Raw genomic sequence first — 15,623 nt, forward strand, 5'->3', positions numbered from 1 at the left:
GCCGGCGCATGGGGGCATCCCGCGCGTCACGCGGCGGAACGACCGCCCCGGCACCACCGTGCTGCCGGTGGGCCCGCGGGGAGCGGAGGACCGCACCGGGCTGTTCCCCGAGTACGGGGCCCCTGGGCGGAAGAGGGGTCGTGTTCGTGCTCAGTGGGTGTTCGACGCGGCTCGCACCGCGGCGGCCTCGTCCCGGGCGCGGGCGGCGGCCGCGAGGTCGCCGGCCAGGGTGTGGGCCCGGGCCAGGGTGGTCAGGCCGACGCTCAGCCAGGTCCGGGAGCCGATCTGCCGCCACAGCCCGACGGCCGCCTCGGCCCGCAGCCGGGCCGGTCCGGGGCGCCCGGCCGCGAGTTGCGCCTCCGCCAGCGCGTAGAGCGTCGCCGCCTCGCCCCACAGGTTGCCGAACTCCCGGTATGTCCACAGAACGCGGGCCAGTACACGGCGGCCCTCCCTCTGGTCCCCGTGGCGCACCAGGACGTCCCCGAGCCAGCAGGCGGCGTGCGCGGCGCTGAGCCGGTCACCGAGGCTCTCGCTGATCGAGGCGGCCTGCCGGAAGCAGTCGGCGGCGTCCGGGTAGGCGCCGAGTGCGCGGTGACTCTGCCCCAGGCACCGCAGGGCCTGAGCCTCGCCGGGACGGTAGCCCGCCTCCCGGCTCAGCCGAAGGCACTGTGTGAACCGCTCCATGGCCGCCTCGACACGCCCCTGCTCCAGGTCGATGACGCCGATGCCGTTGGTGGCGTAGACCAGGCAGTTGACGTTTCCCGCCGTGCGGGCCAGTTCGACCGCCTGTCCGAAATGATGTACGGCCAGGGAGTACTGGCCGAGCAGGCGGTGGACGTACGCGAGCCCGGCGGTGGCACTGGCCAGGCAGGCGGGGCCCTCGCCGTCGGCGAGCTCGATCGCCTGCTCGAAGTGGCGCAGCGCCTCCGGGTACCGGTCGAGGATCGTGGTGAGTTCGCCGAGGCAGCGGTGGAGTTGGGTGGCGCTGCGGGTGCTGCCGCTGCTCAGTGCCGCCTTGAGCGCCCTGTTCTGGAGCCGTTCCCAGTCGTCGAAGTGACTGCCGATCTGGAAGAGGGTGGTCAGGGTGGTGGCCAGACCCGCGGCTGCCTCGATCTCGGCCCCGTCGAGTGCCTGGTCCACCGTTTCGATGAGGAACTGGCGCTCGTCGTTGAACCAGGCCAACGGGTCCGCGAGGAGCTGATCGCTGTCGGTGGAGGAGGGCCGCCAGGACGCCAGGTCGGTCTGAGAGATGCCCTGGAAGTCGACGCTGAGACTGTCCGCGGCCAGGTCGGCGAGGTGCAGGCTCGCCCCCAGGAGCCGGGACAGCGCGGTTGCGCGGTCCCGCAGCGGGACCTCCCGCTCCGCCCGCTCCCGGCCCAGCAGCCGCACCAGATCGTGCAGCCGGTGGCGCACACCGGCCGCACCCGTCGAACTGGTCTCCACCAGGTGGACCTCCACCAGGTCGTCCAGCACGGCTTCCGCTCGGCGCAGGTCCAGGTCCAGGAGCGAGGCCAGGGCCCAGGCGGCGAAGTCCGGTCCGGGCAGCAGCGCGAGCATGCGCAGTGCGTGCTGGTTGGTGGGGGACATCCCCTGGTACGTCAGTTCCAGGCTGGCCCGCACGGCTATGTGCCCGACGGCGAGCTCGTCGAGTTTGCGCTGCTCGTCGGCGAGCGCGCGGGCGACTTTGGCCAGTGGCCAGTGCGGCCGTGCGGCCAGCCGCGCACCGGCGACCCACACCGCCAGGGGGAGGCCTTCGCAGGTCGCCACGATGGCCTGGGCCGCGTCGGGTTCCGCGGCGGTCCGGTCGGCGCCGAGCATCTCGCGCAGCAGGGCGAGTCCCGGCGTGGACCCCAGGACTCCCAGGGGAAGCCGATGACCGCTGAGACCCGCCAGCGTGGTCCGGCTGGTGACGACGACGGCGCAGCGTGCCCCACTGGGCAGGAGGTGGTTCACCTGCCGCGCGTCGGCCGCGTTGTCCAGCACGACGAGCGTTCTCCGCTGGGCCAGCAGAGTGCGGTAGAGGTGGACCCGCCCGGTGAGGTCCGGTGGCACCGCACCGCCCCGTACACCGAACGCCCGCAGGAAGGCGCCCAGGACGGTGAACGGCTCGGCCCGTTCGTTGTCGAAGGCCCGCAGGTCCACATAGAGCTGGCCATCGGGGAACCGGGAGGCCAGCAGGTGCCCCACGCGCACGACGAAGGCCGTCTTGCCCACCCCGGCCGGTCCGGTGACCAGCAGGGTCACCGGACCGGGCGTCTGCTGTTCCCGGCCGAGGAACCTCAGGGCCGTGTCCGTCTCGTCCTCGCGGCCCACGAACAGGGGCGGCGCCGGCGGAAGCAGGCGGGGCAGGAGTTGCCGTCCGTTCGCCCCACCCCAGTCCCTGGGGCCGCTTTCGCCGGTGTCGTCGGACTCGTCCGAGGCGTGTGTGTCCGCGGCCTCGGCCGAGGCGGGCCGGGGCGCCGGGACGAGCGCCGGCGGCGGGGTGTCGTCGGCGAGCGGGACGGGGGACGCCAGGGCCGGGTCGGCGGTGAGGATCTGCTGGTGGAGCCGGTTCAGCGCGGGGCCGGGGTCGGTGCCCAGTTCCTCGGCCAGGCGTCGCCGCTGGGCCTCGTAGTGGTGCAGGGCGTCGGAGGCCCGTCCGCTGCGGTAGAGCCCGAGCATGAGTTGCCCGGCCACTCGTTCGTCCAACGGGTGCTGATCCGCCAGGGCGGAGAGCTGGGCGAGGATCACTCCGTGGTGGCCGAGACGCAGTTGCGCGTCGTTGAGATCCAACGTGGCGGCGTACCGCTCCCGCAGCAACCCCTCGCGCAGCGTGCCGAACCACGGCGTGTCGCATGCCGCGAAGGGCTCTCCCTGCCACAGCTCCAGCGCCTGTTCGAAGAGTTCCGCGCTCCGGGGCGCCTCGTCGGCCGCGCGGGCCTGCTTGACCAGCGCACGGAACCGGTGGAGGTCCACGGCGTGCTGATCGACCAGCAGCGCGTAGCCGCCGGAGCGACGGTCGATCAGCGCCTCCTCGCCGGCCGGCGCCAGAACCTTCCGCAACCGGGACACATAGCCGTACAGCGTGTCCCGGACGCGTCGCGGTACCCGCTCCCCCCATACCCGGCCGACGAGCTGGGCGGCGGACACCGTGCGAGGGGTCTCGACCAGCAGCGCGGCCAGCACGCAGCGCTGCAGTGGAGGGCCGAGGTCGACGGCCACGTCGTCGACGCGCGCCGCGATGTCACCGAGCACGCGGAACCCGACCGCCATCACACCTCCCTCGGAGGGCACCCAGCTTGCCGAACCGGCTCTCACCGGCCAATTCGAGATCGCGCCAAGGTTTCGTCAAGACCGGCCGGAAAGCATGCACTCATGGCTCGGCGGAGCCTGAAAGGAAAACGATGAAGGAGTTGGGAAACATGAACACGAAGGTTCGCTACGAGGCGCCGGCGCTGTTCGAGATCGGCGGCTTCTCCGAGAAGACGCGCTGGGTGCGCGTGGGATGGCTTCCGGACCTCCTCAGCACGTTCGGCGGCTGACGCCCTGAACGCGGCCCGGACCACCGAGACAGTTGGGAACTTTCCATGGAGTTCGTCGTTTTACCGGACCACCCCGCCGCGGACGAGGTGAGCGCCCGGATCCCTGAGGAGTACCGGAAGAAAGTGCTCCGTCACCATTCCGGACGTCCTTGGCTGGTGGGGAACTGGCCCGCGAACGCCGCGGTCTGCGTCGGGGCCGGTCCGTCGAAGATCGCTCTTTTCGGTGCCGCGCGTACCACGGAACGTGAACTCCTGGTTCAGCTGGGCAAGGTACGGACGCTGCGGGATCTCGACGGGATCGCGGAACGCACCGCGGGCTCTTTTCATCTGGTTGCCTCCATCAACGGTCTCGTCAGGGCCCAGGGCGGCCTCTCCGGCGCTCGGGGAATCTTCTCGACGTCGTTCGCCGGCATCACGGTGGCGGCGAACCGGATATCCGTGCTGGGCGAGCTGCGGCGGCTGACCGTGGCCGAGGACCAGCTCGCGTTGCGGTTGCTCGCGTTCACGCCACCGTGGCCCTTGAGCGAGCGCAGTGTGTGGCGGGAGGTCGACTCCCTTCCCTTCGCGCACTACCTGTCCGTCCGTCCCGACGGAACCGCCGAGCAGATCCGGTGGTGGGATCCTCCGGCGCCGGAGCGGCCGGCGGGTCTGGCCGCTCCCGAATTGCGCGAGGCACTGGTCGCGGCGGTCGCGGCACGGACGGGTGCGCAACCGGCAGTCGGCGCCGATCTCTCCGGCGGGATGGACTCGACGAGTCTCTGCTTTCTCGCCGCCGAGCAGGGCGGTGGACTGGTGACCATACGGCGCCGGCTCATGGACCCCACGAACTGCGACGATCCCGTCGCCGACCGGGCCGCGGCGGATCTGCCCGGCGCCGAGCACATCGTCCTCGACAAGGACACCGCCTCGCCGTATTACGAATCTCCGGACCGTGACGATCTGGCGATGGACGAACCACCGCCTTTCATCGCCATGGCGAGCCACATGGAAGACGTCGCCCGGATCATGGCCTCGCACGGGGTCACCAGGCACCTTCAGGGCCACGGCAGCGACGAACTGGCGGCCACCGGAACCACCTACGTCAACGCCATGGCCCAGCGGAGTCTGCTCGGATCCCTTGGCATGATCCGCGCGATGCGCGCCAGGCGACGCTGGTCCCTCGCCACGACCCTGCGCGTCGTACGGGCGTTCCCGCCCTACGCCGAGTGGCTGCAGCGCTCCGCCGACGAACTGCTCCGTCCGCCGGATGTCGAGTCGGAGGTGGGCTGGGAGCCCACCCCACGGCTTCCCCCGTGGGCCTCCGGGGAAGCCGCCGCGCTGGTCCGGGATGCGATGAACCGTACGGCGGGGACGGATCCCCAGCCGATGTCATCGATACCCACGCAGCACGAGATACTGCGCTGTATCCGTGTGAACGGTTGGATCGTCCGCTTCGCCAACACGCTCGGGGAGCGTTTCGGTGTGAGTTTCGAAGCTCCGTTCCTCGATGATCGGGTCGTGGAGACGGCGCTGTCCGTCCGGATGGCGGACCGCTATGTGGCCGGCCGTCACAAACCCGTCCTGGCGGCCGCCCTGCGCGGAACGGTGCCGGATTACGTTCTCGACCGGACCACCAAGAGCCATTTCACCGTGGATGTCTACAACGGCCGGAAGCGAAACCTCGCCAAGATGCGGGAGATGTGCGAGGAGTCGCGCCTTGCCGACCTGGGGCTGATCGGCCGCGATGGATTTCGCCGCGCCCTTTCGAGTGCCATGCCGGATCCCATGCACATGGGTCCGCTCGAAAAGACGATCGCCTGCGAGGCATGGCTCCGATCCCTGCCGGCGAGGACCGGCCCGCAGGCGCCTTGACGCAACGAACCAGGAGACCGCGAATGAAAGGCATAGCCCTCTCACCCTTCGTCACGATGACCGAGACCGAAGACGGAATGGTGTTCCTCAACAAACGGACCGGACGGTACTGGCAGCTGAACGGCACGGGATCGGAGGTCGTCCGTCTGCTGCTGAGCGGCGAGAGCGTGGAGTCGACGGCGAGCCGGCTTCGGGAGAAATACCCCGACGCGTCCGATCAGACCGTGTCGGACGTCCACACATTGGTGCAGCAGCTCCAGGCCGCGAAATTGCTCGCCCGATGAGCTTCTCGATGGTCAACGAGCGGGCGATGTCACCGCCGCCGCTGTGGCTCCGTCCGCTCGCGGGATTCGCGGTCCTGCTGGCCCGGGCGATCACGAAACTGTCGCCCGAGCGTCAGTTCGCACTGCTCGGAGCTCTCCGCCGTGGCGCGCGTGCGAGTCGTGCGGACGAAGCACACCGGGCCCGCGACGCCGTCCTCTTCGTCAGCGTGATGTGCACGGGGCCGTGGTGTCTGCAGCGGTCCGTGGCCACCGCACTGTTGTGCCGCATCTGCGGTACCTGGCCCGAATGGTGTGTGGGAGTGCGCACGGAGCCCTTCACCGCTCACGCCTGGGTCCAGGTGGACGGCGTACCGGTGGACGAGGACACGGAGCAGCTCGACCACTTCCACAGAATGGTCGTCATTCGACCCCGATCGCGTAAGGAGCCGCCGGAATGACGTCGCCGTACGGGTTCGGCCCGCTCACAGCCGCGAACGCGGACATCGCGGCGGTCTGGGGGAGACGGACGAGTGCGCTGTCCGTCGCCCCGTCCTTTCTCGCCTCCCTCCACGGCATCACGATCGACCGGCTGCTGGAGGAAAGGTCGCTCCGGCCGCCGAACATCTCCTTCGCCCGAGACGGCACACAGCTCCCGGACGATGAGGTGATCATCAGGGGGACGCCGTCTGCGAACCCGGACGCCGGCCTCCTGGACCGGGCGAAGGCTCGGTCCCTGGTGGCCCAGGGCGCCACGGTGATGGTCTACCAGGCGCACCATCTGATCGGCTCGCTCGGTCTGATCACCGCGCGGATCTCGGCGGCGTTGCGCGCCTCCTGCGGCACGACCGTGTTCCACACCCCGGCGCGCGCCCCCGGTCTCGGCTGGCACCGGGACGGCCAGCACGTGGTAGCCGTGCAGATCGCCGGCTCCAAGGAGTGGCGGGTGGAGAGGAGCGTCCCGTCGCGTTGGTGGACCGCCGGCGCCCTGGTCTCCGGCGGTCCCGACACCGACGTCGCCCATGTCACCCTTCGTCGTGGTGAAGCTCTCTACATGCCCCCGGGGGTCGCCCACACCGCACAGGCGACCGACGAGTCGAGTACCCATGTGTCGTTCGTCGTCCAGGAACCGGAGACGAAGGACCTCACGCTCGCGATGTTCGAACGCGCCTCACGGTACGTCAGCACCAGGCTGGAGGGAGGCCCGCTCGCCGAGCGGAGGACACGAGCCGCGGCCGTGGCACGCGAGTTCGCCTCGGCCGTGCACGAACTCGACGTCGACGAGTTGCTCGCGATGGTGGAGGAAGACGCCACGGCGGCCGGGCAGCCTCCTGCCGGCCCGTCGGAGTGATCGCCAGTGCCGCGGCAGGCGACGCTCACCCCGTCGCGACGCCCGGCACGCCTCCCCCGAGCACTCCGAGCAGGGGGGGCGCTCCCTCGAAGAGCGCGCGGACGCCGTGCGTGGGCAGGCGACTTCGCCTGCCCACGGGTTCGCGGACGACCGGCGGGCCTGATCCGCCGCCCGGTCCCCGGCCGCGCGACCGAGTCGGTGCCTCAGTCCTCGCCGCTGCCGTAGGGCCTGGTCAGTATCTCCAGGTTGTGCCCGTTGGGGTCGTCGAAGTAGGCCCCACGGCCGCCGTCCCTGTGGTTGATCTCGCCGGGGTGGTGGTGATGGGGGTCCGCCCAGTAGGTCAGGCCGGTGTTTCGGACCCGGGCGAAGATCGTGTCGAAGTCGTCCTCGGAGACGAGGAACGCGTAGTGCTGCGGGATGATCGGATCGGCGGTGTCCATGTAGTCCAGCGTCACGCCGTTCGGTACCTGCACCGGAACGAACGGGCCGTACTCGGGTGCCACCTCCAGACCCAGCAGATCCGCGAGGAACCGTGCGGATGCCGCCTTGTCGTGCGCGGCGACGATCGTGTGGTTGAGTTCCACTGACATCGGTCGGCCTCCTGCCCCTGGGCGCCAGAACCACCTTCCACGCTAGCAACCGCCCGTCTCGGCGTCATCCGTCTCCGGTCCCGGCCCGCTCCGACCCGCGACCGAGACCGGGAGTCCGGGGTACGGGGACCGGGTACGGCGTGACCTGCGGTGACGTACGGGTCGGCCGGACACGGCCGGCCCGGCGGGCGGTCAGCCCTCGGCGCGCTGGGTCACGGGGGCGTCGGTGCGGTCGCCCGGGAACTCGTACCAGCGACGCCGCAGGCAGACGTACCGGGTGTCGGCCTCGACGAGCCGGAGGAAGCCCGAGACGGTCTCGGCGAGCCGCTCCTGCGCCCCGGGATGGGCGAGCTCTCCGTCCTCGGTGAAGCCGTGGTGGGCCTCGGGCAGGCTGAACATGTCCGGGTAGACCCGGGTGCCGAGGTGCTCCAGCGGCACCCTCAGCGTCCACAGCCCGCGGTTCCCGCCGATCAGCGAGGGGGAGGCCGAGAGCAGCAGCGCGTGCTTGGTCTTGAACGGCTGCGGTCTGATGCGCGAGACCCAGTCGATCGCGTTCTTGAGCACCCCGGGCACCGAGGCGTTGTACTCGGGGGAGGAGATGACGAACGCGTCGGCGCGTTCCAGGCGGTCGCGCAGCGCCAGCGCGCCCTGGGGCAGGCCCTGGGCCTCTTCGGCGTCTCCGTCGTAGAGCGGCATGTCGAAGTCGCGCATCCGGGCCGGATCGACCTCGGCGCCGGCCTCGGCGAGCAGCCGCCCGGTGAGGGAGGCGAGGCGCGCGTTGTGGGATCCGGCCCGCAGCGCGGCGCCGAAGACGAGCACGCGCACGGGGCCGGGCCCGGCGTCCGTTGTCATGGTGTCCTCTCCGTCGGCCGTCGTCCGACGGGCAGTCTGCTCGGCCTCGGCCCGCGGTTCGAGGCAGCCCCGCGCACCTCGCGCATGCCTTACCCGACCGGCCCAACCGAACGGGCGACCGCCGCCTTACGGAGAGGCGCCCCGCTGCCCGGGGAACGGAGGCGGGGCCGAGCACCGAGGTGCCCGGCCCCGCAGTCGTCACCGCGTGCGCCGACCGGTGGCCGGCTCGCGGCCCGAAGCGCCGACGGTCGGTGTCACCCCGTCAGGTCCGCCCCGGTCGGCAGCGGCGGCTCCGCCAGGACCCGCCCCCACTCCTCGTCGGTGAGCACCCGCGACCGGATCAGGAAGCGCACCCCCTCGGGAGCCTCGAGGGAGAAGCCGCTGCCCCGGCCCGGTACCACGTCGACGGTGAGGTGGGTGTGCCGCCAGTACGCGTACTGGTCGGCGCTCATCCAGAACGGAGTGCCCCCGACGACCTCGCCGAGCAGGACGTCGGCGGCGCCGACCCGGAACTCGCCGCGGGGATAGCACATGGGCGCACTGCCGTCGCAGCATCCGCCGGACTGGTGGAACATCAGCGGACCGTGACGTTCCATCAGCTCGTGGGTCAGGTCCGCGGCGGCCGCGGTCATGCCGACACGCTCCAACCGGGCGGCCATCAGAAGAAGCCGAGCTTCTGCTCCGAGTAGCTGACCAGCAGGTTCTTCGTCTGCTGGTGGTACACGCTCACCGTCGTCTCTGACCTGCGGCAAAGGGTGGCACCGTCTGCTTCTGAGCTGATTTGGTCCGTACCTGGTCCGGATCTTGATGCGTGATCTGTGGTGTTGGCGTCCGAGTCCTGCGGTACGACATGGCACAGGCTGTAGAGACCGTCCAGGGGCGTCTACGCCAGTTCATTGCGGGCATGGGATTGCAGGTCAGAGCCTCTTGGTTCGGGAGAGTCTGCCCAGTTGTCGCGATGGTGGGTTGCACTGGGAGGCGAGGACGGCTATGAGCAGAGGCCCGACGATGTACAGCAGTCCCTGCGCGCCGGTGTCGTGGACGAGCGCGGCGTACCGAAGGCGGGCGTTGGGCAGCACGCTCGGCCACAGCGCCCGCAGCCCGGCCTCCAGGGACGGAGTGGTCAGGCCGCCAGCGACGACGATGGCCGTGGCCAGGCGAACCTCGCATCACCTGACTGTGTGACCCGAGCCTCGACGATGTCGACAGTCTTCCCGCTCCTGAGGTTCTGGTGGCTGAGATCGTCGAGGACCTCCAGTCTGCTCTCTCGGAGTTCGCTGCGATTGCCGAGACGCTGGAGCAGGCCAAGGCTGATCGCCAGCCTTATGGCGCACCCGGGTCGGAGAGCAAAGAGAACGAGTAGCCCGAGATGCGGTCGTGCTCGGCTCGGGGACCGAAAGGGTGCAGGGGACTTGCCAACTGTGCCCCACCCCAGGGCCCTTGTCAGTGCTTCGGTCTAGCCTTTGGCCATGCGACCGCCTCTCGAAAACGTTCTCCGCAATGCGCTTGTACAGAACCTGGAGCTGATCGAGCCGGGGCTCCGGCCGGTTCAGTTCGAGGAGTACCCGCTGGCCAACGCCCACGGCACCAGGGGCAGCATCGACATCCTGGCCCGTGATCGCCATCAGATGTGGGTGGTCATCGAGCTGAAGCGGTCCCGGTCCAGCGCGCGGCAAGCCCTGCACGAGGTCAACAAGTACACCGAGCTTCTCTGCCGGGAGAAGAACCTCGCGCCGGACCGCATTCGTGCGGTGATCGTCGCCATGCCGGATGACTGGGAGGAACTCCTGATCGCCGTCAGTCATGCCGCGCGTGACTGGAGTCATGATCTTCGCGGATACCGACTGCTCTTGGACAACAACGGCACCCCCATCGGGACTGAGCGGGTGGAGCTTCTGCCCCGGGCGTTTGAACCCCGCATCACTCCCATCCACAACCTGTTCTTCTTCGCCACGGAGGAACAGCGGGAGCAGGGCTGGAGGATCATCAGCAAGGTCGCGGACGAGCTGGGGGCGCTCGACCTGTTGGCGGCGGATCTGGACCGCGTAGCGGAGAAGCACTACATCCCTGCGCCTTTCGGCCTGTACCTGGCGATCGGCCGAGTGAACGAGGAACTCGCCGCAGTGGATCTCCTGGGTGGTTACGACGGGCCTGAGCCGTTCGCTGAGGAGCACCAGGCGGAGTACCTGGCCCTCTGCGAGATCTGCAACCGTCTTGCGCGCAGCAAGCTGCACGGAATGAACATGGAGTCCGCACGGCCAGGGCTGTTGAAGAATCTCCGTGACGACCCCAACTGGGCCATTCACGGCTTCCGAGGTACCGGCGCCTACGACGTCACAGCCGCTTTCGAAGAGCAGGACCTGTTCCGCTTCCTTACCGGGGACGAACGAGGAGACAGTCAGATCCTGTACACGGGCACCGCCAGCCCGCAGGTAGCCAGCCGTTGGAAGGCGTTCCGGAAGGAGGCTCGGCAGAGCCTGGCCGGCAACCACGAGTGGGATTCGCTGGTGGCCGGTTGGCTCGACGAAGTGGGCCCGAAGGTTGGTGAGGGAGACGTCGGACTGCACGTCTACAACCCCTGTGACCTCCTGCAAACAATCACCCATGGGTGGCCAGACGGCCTGGAGAATCTCCTGCCCATTGTCATGGGCGAAGCCGTACCCCGCCACGGCCTACGGCACTCGGTACGTGGCGCCCTGTGTTGGAACGGCCGAGGTATGTCGTTGCCCGATGCGGTACGGCTCGTGTACCGCGATCCGCTGTTCCTGATGAGCAACATGTACGCGGGGGTCGTGTGGGAACGTGACCGAGAGCTCTTGGATCTCCTGGGGCTGCACTACGTGCTCCTGGAGAAGATCGGACCCGTTGGGTCCGAGGCGACGGTGGCCGAAGAGCACCGCATCTGGATACATCAAGATCAGGGTGCTCGCGTCTACTCCTCGGACACGGATCCTCGCGGGTACGCACAGGCGTACGCAACCATTGCGGCTGATGGCGAGATCGTCTCGATCGGGCAGTACCTCAATAGGCATTCCCACGAAGTGGAGCTGGTGGCCCGGGAGTACCGCGCCTTCACTCATTCGTCTTGAGTTCCGCGGTGGGTCAAAGGTGATCGGGAGGGCACCCAGTTGATGCTGTGGGTCTTCCTGGATCCAGGCCCGCGGGATCGAGCGCACCATTCTCGCCTGCTCCGGGGCGCTCGGGGCCGGTCCCACTATGCGGCAGGGCTGCTGCCGATGATCCGCCGGCCCGGCGTAGCGCCGTGGCTTGCACGACCGCGGAGATCAGCCCGATGACCATCGACGACGACATCGCTCTGCTTGACCGAGGGCCGGCGGTCAGTCATCGGCACCTCAACCTTGCTGCAAGAAGAGCAACTCACGTGGTAAGTCTCTGATGTTGTTTTCTTTCTCTGTTTGTCTCAGTCGCTGAAGCAACCGAAGCATCCGCCCTCCCTGACCCGCCGACGTGAGGAGCCCGCATCGTGCCACCCACTCTCTACCGCGACACGGGGTACACCCTTCGGCACCTGATAGAGGACATCGAGGGCGGAAGGATCGGGCTTCCCGACATCCAGCGGCCGTTCGTCTGGTCCGCGACGAAGACCCGCGATCTCTTCGACTCGATGTACCGCGGCTACCCGATCGGCACCCTGATGTTCTGGGAGACCGGAGCCGAGGTGGGGACCCGGCAGATCGGGACGGGAACGGGCGACCGGGCGGCCCAACGGCTGGTGGTGGACGGGCAGCAGCGGCTCACCGCATTGTTCGCCGTACTCACCGGGCGCAAGGTTGTCAATAAGTCCTTCGACGAGGTCACGCTGCGGATCGCCTTCCACCCGCAGGACCAGACGTTTGAGGTCACGGACGCGGCAATCGAGCGGGACACCGCCTACATCCCGGACATCACCAAGCTCTGGGCCCCGGGTGGCCACCGTGGCGCCGTCCGGGAGTTCTTCCACCGGCTCGAACAGGCCGCAGGCGAACCCCTGCCGACCGCGACGAGGGACGAGCTGGAGGAGCGGATTGACCGGGTCCGGGGCCTGCACGACTTCCGTTTCCAGGTGGTGGAGTTGGACGCCGCGGCCGACGAGGAACAGGTCGCGGAGATCTTCGTCCGTATCAACTTCCAGGGAGTGAAGCTCAACCAGTCCGACTTCATCCTCACCTTGATGTCGGTGCACTGGGAGAAGGGCCGACGTCAACTGGAGGACTTCTGCCGGGCCGCGGTGGTCGCGGGACTTCCCGGACCGAACCCGCGCAACCCGTTCCTGGACCCCAGCCCGGACCAGCTCCTGCGCGTCGCTGTCGCCGTGGCCTTCCGGCGTGCCCGGCTGCAGCACGTCTACAACGTGCTGCGAGGCAAGGACTTTGAGACCGGAAAAGTCTCCGCCGAGCGCCGCCTGGAACAGTTCGAACGGCTGGCGCAGGCGCACACGCAGGTCCTCGATCTGACCAGCTGGCACGAGTTCTTCCAGTGCATCACCGCGGCCGGCTTCCGTAGCCGCAAGATGATCACCTCTGACACCGCCCTGCTCTACAGCTACGCGCTGTGGCTGATCGGACTGCACGACTTCGGACTGTCGGCCGAAGAACTCCGTCCGGTCATCGCGCGCTGGTTCTTCATGGTGCACACTACCGGCCGTTACTCCAACTCGCCCGAGTCGCAGATGGAGTTTGACCTGGGTCGGATCGGCGGCCTGCCGCAGGGTGACGGCCAGGCGTTCGCCGCAGAACTCGCCCGGATCATCTCCGCGCACTTCACCGGTGACTACTGGGACATCTCCCTGCCGAATAGGCTCGACAGCTCATCGTCGTACTCCCCGGTGGTGTTCGCCTACCAGGCTGCGTTGAACATCTTGGACGCCGAGTTGCTCTGCGGCGACCAGCACATCCGCGACCTGATGGATCCGGCGGCTAGGCCCGCCCGGAAGGTTCCCCGGGACCGTCTGTTCAACTCCGAGACCCTCGAGGGTCTTGGTATCACCGACAAACGCCAGGTCAACGCCATCGCCAACATGGCATATGTGATGTGGCCGGCAAGTGAGAAGGGCAACACCGACGAACCTCACGTCTACTGGCCGAGGATCACCGAGGCGATGGACCCGGAGGTGGTCAGGCGGCAGGCCCTGTGGCACGCGCTGCCGGTCGGCTGGGAGCAGCTCGACTACGCGGTCTTCCTGGAACGACGCCGCCAGCTGATCGCCCAAGTGGTACGGGAGGCGTTCGAAACGCTCAGCGCGGGCCGACCCGCGTACGTGCCCACCGCGGCGGCCGATCTGATCGCCGCCGGTGAGTCCCAGAGCACCGAGTTCAAGGCGAGTGCCCGCTGGAACGTGCACACCGGGGAGTACGACAAGTCCCTGCAGAACAATCTCGTCAAGACGGTCTGCGGCTTCCTCAACGGGGAGGGCGGCAACCTGTTCGTCGGCGTCGGTGACGACGGGACCGTACTAGGGATCGAGGACGATCTGTCCACCCTGCCGAAGCAGGCCGACCTCGATGGCTACGAACTGTTCGTACGCCAGGTCCTCGATGACAACCTGTCGGCCCCGACCGCGACCACCGTGCGGATCAGCTTTCCCGAGGTGGCCAAGCGTGTTGTCTGCCGGGTCAGCGTGGCCGCAGCTGGCAAGGCCGTGTTCGCCAGGCCAGCCAAGGGCGGTAACGCGGCCACCGACTTCTGGGTCCGGGTCGGTAATGCCACCAAGCAGCTGCATGGCGAGGATCTCCTGCGGTACCGGGAGGAGCACTGGGGGTGATCGTCCGCGACGAGGACCGACCTTGAAACAACCCGCGAGCATGCCGCCGTGTGACCACGTCCGGCGCCCGGCGTCGTCCGCGCTTCTTCGCATGCTTCGCCCCGCCGAGGACGACGCAAGATAGCACCTCAGCCGGTCCGTGGCTGGTCCGGGACCGGCGCCGATTCGCGGTGAACGAGTTGGACGGTTGCTGAACGGTCACGGATGGTGGCTGCAGCCTATGGGTGCCTGAAAGGGTAAAGCCCTCGCCAGGCACCCAACTTGCGGCTCTAGAAGAACCCAGGGTTTCCGCTCTCGCTGTCGAGCCACGGGATCTCCTTCAGGCGCCAGCGCCAGAACCCGGGAACCGTGTCCACGGAATTCCACGAACGGTAGGCGTAGGCGGCCGTGACCGACTCGTGTTCCGCGTACCGCTTGGCCCACCCCCTGCCGAGCACATGGATAAGGGCGATGGCCCGCTGACGTCGCACCGTTCCGTCCGCTTCGTCGGTGATCGCGTGTGCCACCGCGTCGAGATCGGGCGCTTCCCGGTCGTTCAGGGTGTACTCGGCGCTGAGCGCATTCATCTTCGCGATCCGGCTCTCCGGCGAGCCCGGCGCGTGAACGGGCACTTCCCGGCGGTTGAGCCGCTCTTCACGGTGGCGGTGCAGTTGGATCCGGGGTGTCGTCTGGAGCGCGACGGCCAGGCCCACGTCGCCGCCGAGCCGGGAGCGGTCGGGAGCGTCGAGCCGGGCGAAGGCGTCCTGAAGGTCGCGCAGCTGCTCGTCGGTGAGCTGCAGGGCTGTGGCGTTCATGTGGGCTTTGCCGTAGCTCGCCAGACGCCGAAGGGTGGTGAGCTCGTCCCTGTCCGTTAGCAGAGCATCGCGTCTGGTTGTCGCTGTTCAGAACAATCCGAAGCTGGCGCTCTGACACTTTTCCCTCGGTAGGAGTTGTTGGGATGGGTGCCCCGTTCAATCGAACAGTGCAGAGAGCGCACGGGCCAGTTCCGCAAGGTGCTCGGGGAATGCCGCTCTGCCTATGATCGCCGCACGTTAATCGGACATGGCCAGGTTTGCGCCCGTGCCGCAGGGGGCTCCGCTTAGGCGTCTGTAGCACTGTGCCCCGATGGCCCCGTCCAGAGGAGCACTACCGCCGCAGCCTCCTCGATGTGTTCGGCGGCAGCCTGGGCGGGGGAGTGGTCGGCAAATTCCTCCCGGCGCTCGATGGCCAGCTCGACTAGTACTCCAGCAGCGTTTCGCTATCTGGCCTGGTCAGAGGCGTTTTCTGGAGTGTAGTCGGCTGGTGTTGTGTCAGGGGTGGTCTTGCTGGACCGCCCCTCCAACGAGTGGGCCGGGGAAATGGCTGGGCTGTGATACGGACAGCCTCCCAGCGTGATCGACGAACATGCGGACGCGGCCTGGGAACGAGAACTCGACGACCTTTTCCTCTGCATCGGCC

The 15,623-nt window shown here is 68.5% G+C and carries 13 protein-coding genes; 8 read left to right on the top strand and 5 right to left on the bottom strand.

Annotated elements, in window-relative coordinates:
• Positions 1–150 precede the first annotated feature (150 nt).
• Positions 151–3,252 carry a BTAD domain-containing putative transcriptional regulator gene (locus ACF061_RS38695; protein ID WP_392271711.1) on the bottom strand — a complete coding sequence of 1,034 codons (3,102 nt, stop codon included), beginning with the start codon at positions 3,250–3,252 and terminating at the stop codon, positions 151–153.
• Between the two features lie 149 nt (positions 3,253–3,401).
• Between ACF061_RS38695 and ACF061_RS38700 the strand changes: the two genes are divergently transcribed.
• The 5 genes from ACF061_RS38700 to ACF061_RS38720 are packed head-to-tail and all read left to right on the top strand — an operon-like array spanning position 3,402 to position 6,983.
• Positions 3,402–3,521: a lasso RiPP family leader peptide-containing protein gene (locus ACF061_RS38700; protein ID WP_392271712.1), complete on the top strand. Its 120-nt coding sequence runs from the start codon at positions 3,402–3,404 to the stop codon at positions 3,519–3,521.
• A 45-nt stretch (positions 3,522–3,566) separates the two neighbouring features.
• Entirely contained in the window at positions 3,567–5,372 is a 1,806-nt protein-coding gene (locus tag ACF061_RS38705; protein ID WP_392271713.1) for an asparagine synthase-related protein, read from the top strand.
• A gap of 56 nt (positions 5,373–5,428) precedes the next feature.
• Entirely contained in the window at positions 5,429–5,656 is a 228-nt protein-coding gene (locus tag ACF061_RS38710) for a lasso peptide biosynthesis PqqD family chaperone (RefSeq protein WP_392271714.1), read from the top strand.
• 8 nt (positions 5,657–5,664) lie between these two features.
• Positions 5,665–6,093: a lasso peptide biosynthesis B2 protein gene (locus ACF061_RS38715; protein ID WP_392271715.1), complete on the top strand. Its 429-nt coding sequence runs from the start codon at positions 5,665–5,667 to the stop codon at positions 6,091–6,093.
• A complete protein-coding gene (locus ACF061_RS38720) occupies positions 6,090–6,983 on the top strand; it encodes a JmjC domain-containing protein (protein ID WP_392271716.1) in 894 nt (297 codons plus the stop codon). Before ACF061_RS38715 ends, ACF061_RS38720 begins: the two co-directional genes overlap by 4 nt.
• A gap of 203 nt (positions 6,984–7,186) precedes the next feature.
• On the opposite strand, the gene ACF061_RS38725 is transcribed toward ACF061_RS38720, so the two are convergent.
• The 3 genes from ACF061_RS38725 to ACF061_RS38735 all read right to left on the bottom strand — a co-directional run bounded on the left by ACF061_RS38725 (position 7,187) and on the right by ACF061_RS38735 (position 9,084).
• Positions 7,187–7,573: a VOC family protein gene (locus ACF061_RS38725; protein WP_392271717.1), complete on the bottom strand. Its 387-nt coding sequence runs from the start codon at positions 7,571–7,573 to the stop codon at positions 7,187–7,189.
• Between the two features lie 192 nt (positions 7,574–7,765).
• Positions 7,766–8,425 carry an NADPH-dependent FMN reductase gene (locus ACF061_RS38730; RefSeq protein ID WP_392271718.1) on the bottom strand — a complete coding sequence of 220 codons (660 nt, stop codon included), beginning with the start codon at positions 8,423–8,425 and terminating at the stop codon, positions 7,766–7,768.
• A gap of 254 nt (positions 8,426–8,679) precedes the next feature.
• Positions 8,680–9,084 carry a DUF779 domain-containing protein gene (locus tag ACF061_RS38735; RefSeq protein WP_392271719.1) on the bottom strand — a complete coding sequence of 135 codons (405 nt, stop codon included), beginning with the start codon at positions 9,082–9,084 and terminating at the stop codon, positions 8,680–8,682.
• Between the two features lie 572 nt (positions 9,085–9,656).
• Here ACF061_RS38735 and ACF061_RS38740 point away from each other — a divergent pair.
• From ACF061_RS38740 to ACF061_RS38750, 3 genes are all read left to right on the top strand, one after another.
• A complete protein-coding gene (locus ACF061_RS38740) occupies positions 9,657–9,788 on the top strand; it encodes a hypothetical protein (protein ID WP_260423313.1) in 132 nt (43 codons plus the stop codon).
• 106 nt (positions 9,789–9,894) lie between these two features.
• Positions 9,895–11,514, top strand: coding sequence for an endonuclease NucS domain-containing protein (locus ACF061_RS38745; protein ID WP_392271720.1), 1,620 nt, complete (start codon positions 9,895–9,897; stop codon positions 11,512–11,514).
• Between the two features lie 395 nt (positions 11,515–11,909).
• Complete coding sequence (locus ACF061_RS38750; protein ID WP_392271721.1) at positions 11,910–14,186, top strand: DUF262 domain-containing protein; 2,277 nt, start codon at positions 11,910–11,912, stop codon at positions 14,184–14,186.
• 269 nt (positions 14,187–14,455) lie between these two features.
• Here ACF061_RS38750 and ACF061_RS38755 read toward each other — a convergent pair whose 3' ends face one another.
• Complete coding sequence (locus ACF061_RS38755) at positions 14,456–14,980, bottom strand: hypothetical protein (protein WP_392271722.1); 525 nt, start codon at positions 14,978–14,980, stop codon at positions 14,456–14,458.
• Between the last annotated feature and the right edge of the window lie 643 nt (positions 14,981–15,623).

The organism is Streptomyces sp. NPDC015220 (assembly GCF_043079345.1).
GTDB lineage: Bacteria > Actinomycetota > Actinomycetes > Streptomycetales > Streptomycetaceae > Streptomyces.

What these genes read in the sequence shown, in the direction of transcription:
- ACF061_RS38695 (WP_392271711.1), bottom strand. Translation starts at nt 3,252, where the DNA reads ATGGCGGTCGGGTTCCGCGTGCTCGGTGACATCGCGGCGCGCGTCGAC.
- ACF061_RS38700 (WP_392271712.1), top strand. Translation starts at nt 3,402, where the DNA reads ATGAACACGAAGGTTCGCTACGAGGCGCCGGCGCTGTTCGAGATCGGC.
- ACF061_RS38705 (WP_392271713.1), top strand. Translation starts at nt 3,567, where the DNA reads ATGGAGTTCGTCGTTTTACCGGACCACCCCGCCGCGGACGAGGTGAGC.
- ACF061_RS38710 (WP_392271714.1), top strand. Translation starts at nt 5,429, where the DNA reads ATGACCGAGACCGAAGACGGAATGGTGTTCCTCAACAAACGGACCGGA.
- ACF061_RS38715 (WP_392271715.1), top strand. Translation starts at nt 5,665, where the DNA reads ATGGTCAACGAGCGGGCGATGTCACCGCCGCCGCTGTGGCTCCGTCCG.
- ACF061_RS38720 (WP_392271716.1), top strand. Translation starts at nt 6,090, where the DNA reads ATGACGTCGCCGTACGGGTTCGGCCCGCTCACAGCCGCGAACGCGGAC.
- ACF061_RS38725 (WP_392271717.1), bottom strand. Translation starts at nt 7,573, where the DNA reads ATGTCAGTGGAACTCAACCACACGATCGTCGCCGCGCACGACAAGGCG.
- ACF061_RS38730 (WP_392271718.1), bottom strand. Translation starts at nt 8,425, where the DNA reads ATGACAACGGACGCCGGGCCCGGCCCCGTGCGCGTGCTCGTCTTCGGC.
- ACF061_RS38735 (WP_392271719.1), bottom strand. Translation starts at nt 9,084, where the DNA reads ATGGCCGCCCGGTTGGAGCGTGTCGGCATGACCGCGGCCGCCGCGGAC.
- ACF061_RS38745 (WP_392271720.1), top strand. Translation starts at nt 9,895, where the DNA reads ATGCGACCGCCTCTCGAAAACGTTCTCCGCAATGCGCTTGTACAGAAC.
- ACF061_RS38755 (WP_392271722.1), bottom strand. Translation starts at nt 14,980, where the DNA reads ATGAACGCCACAGCCCTGCAGCTCACCGACGAGCAGCTGCGCGACCTT.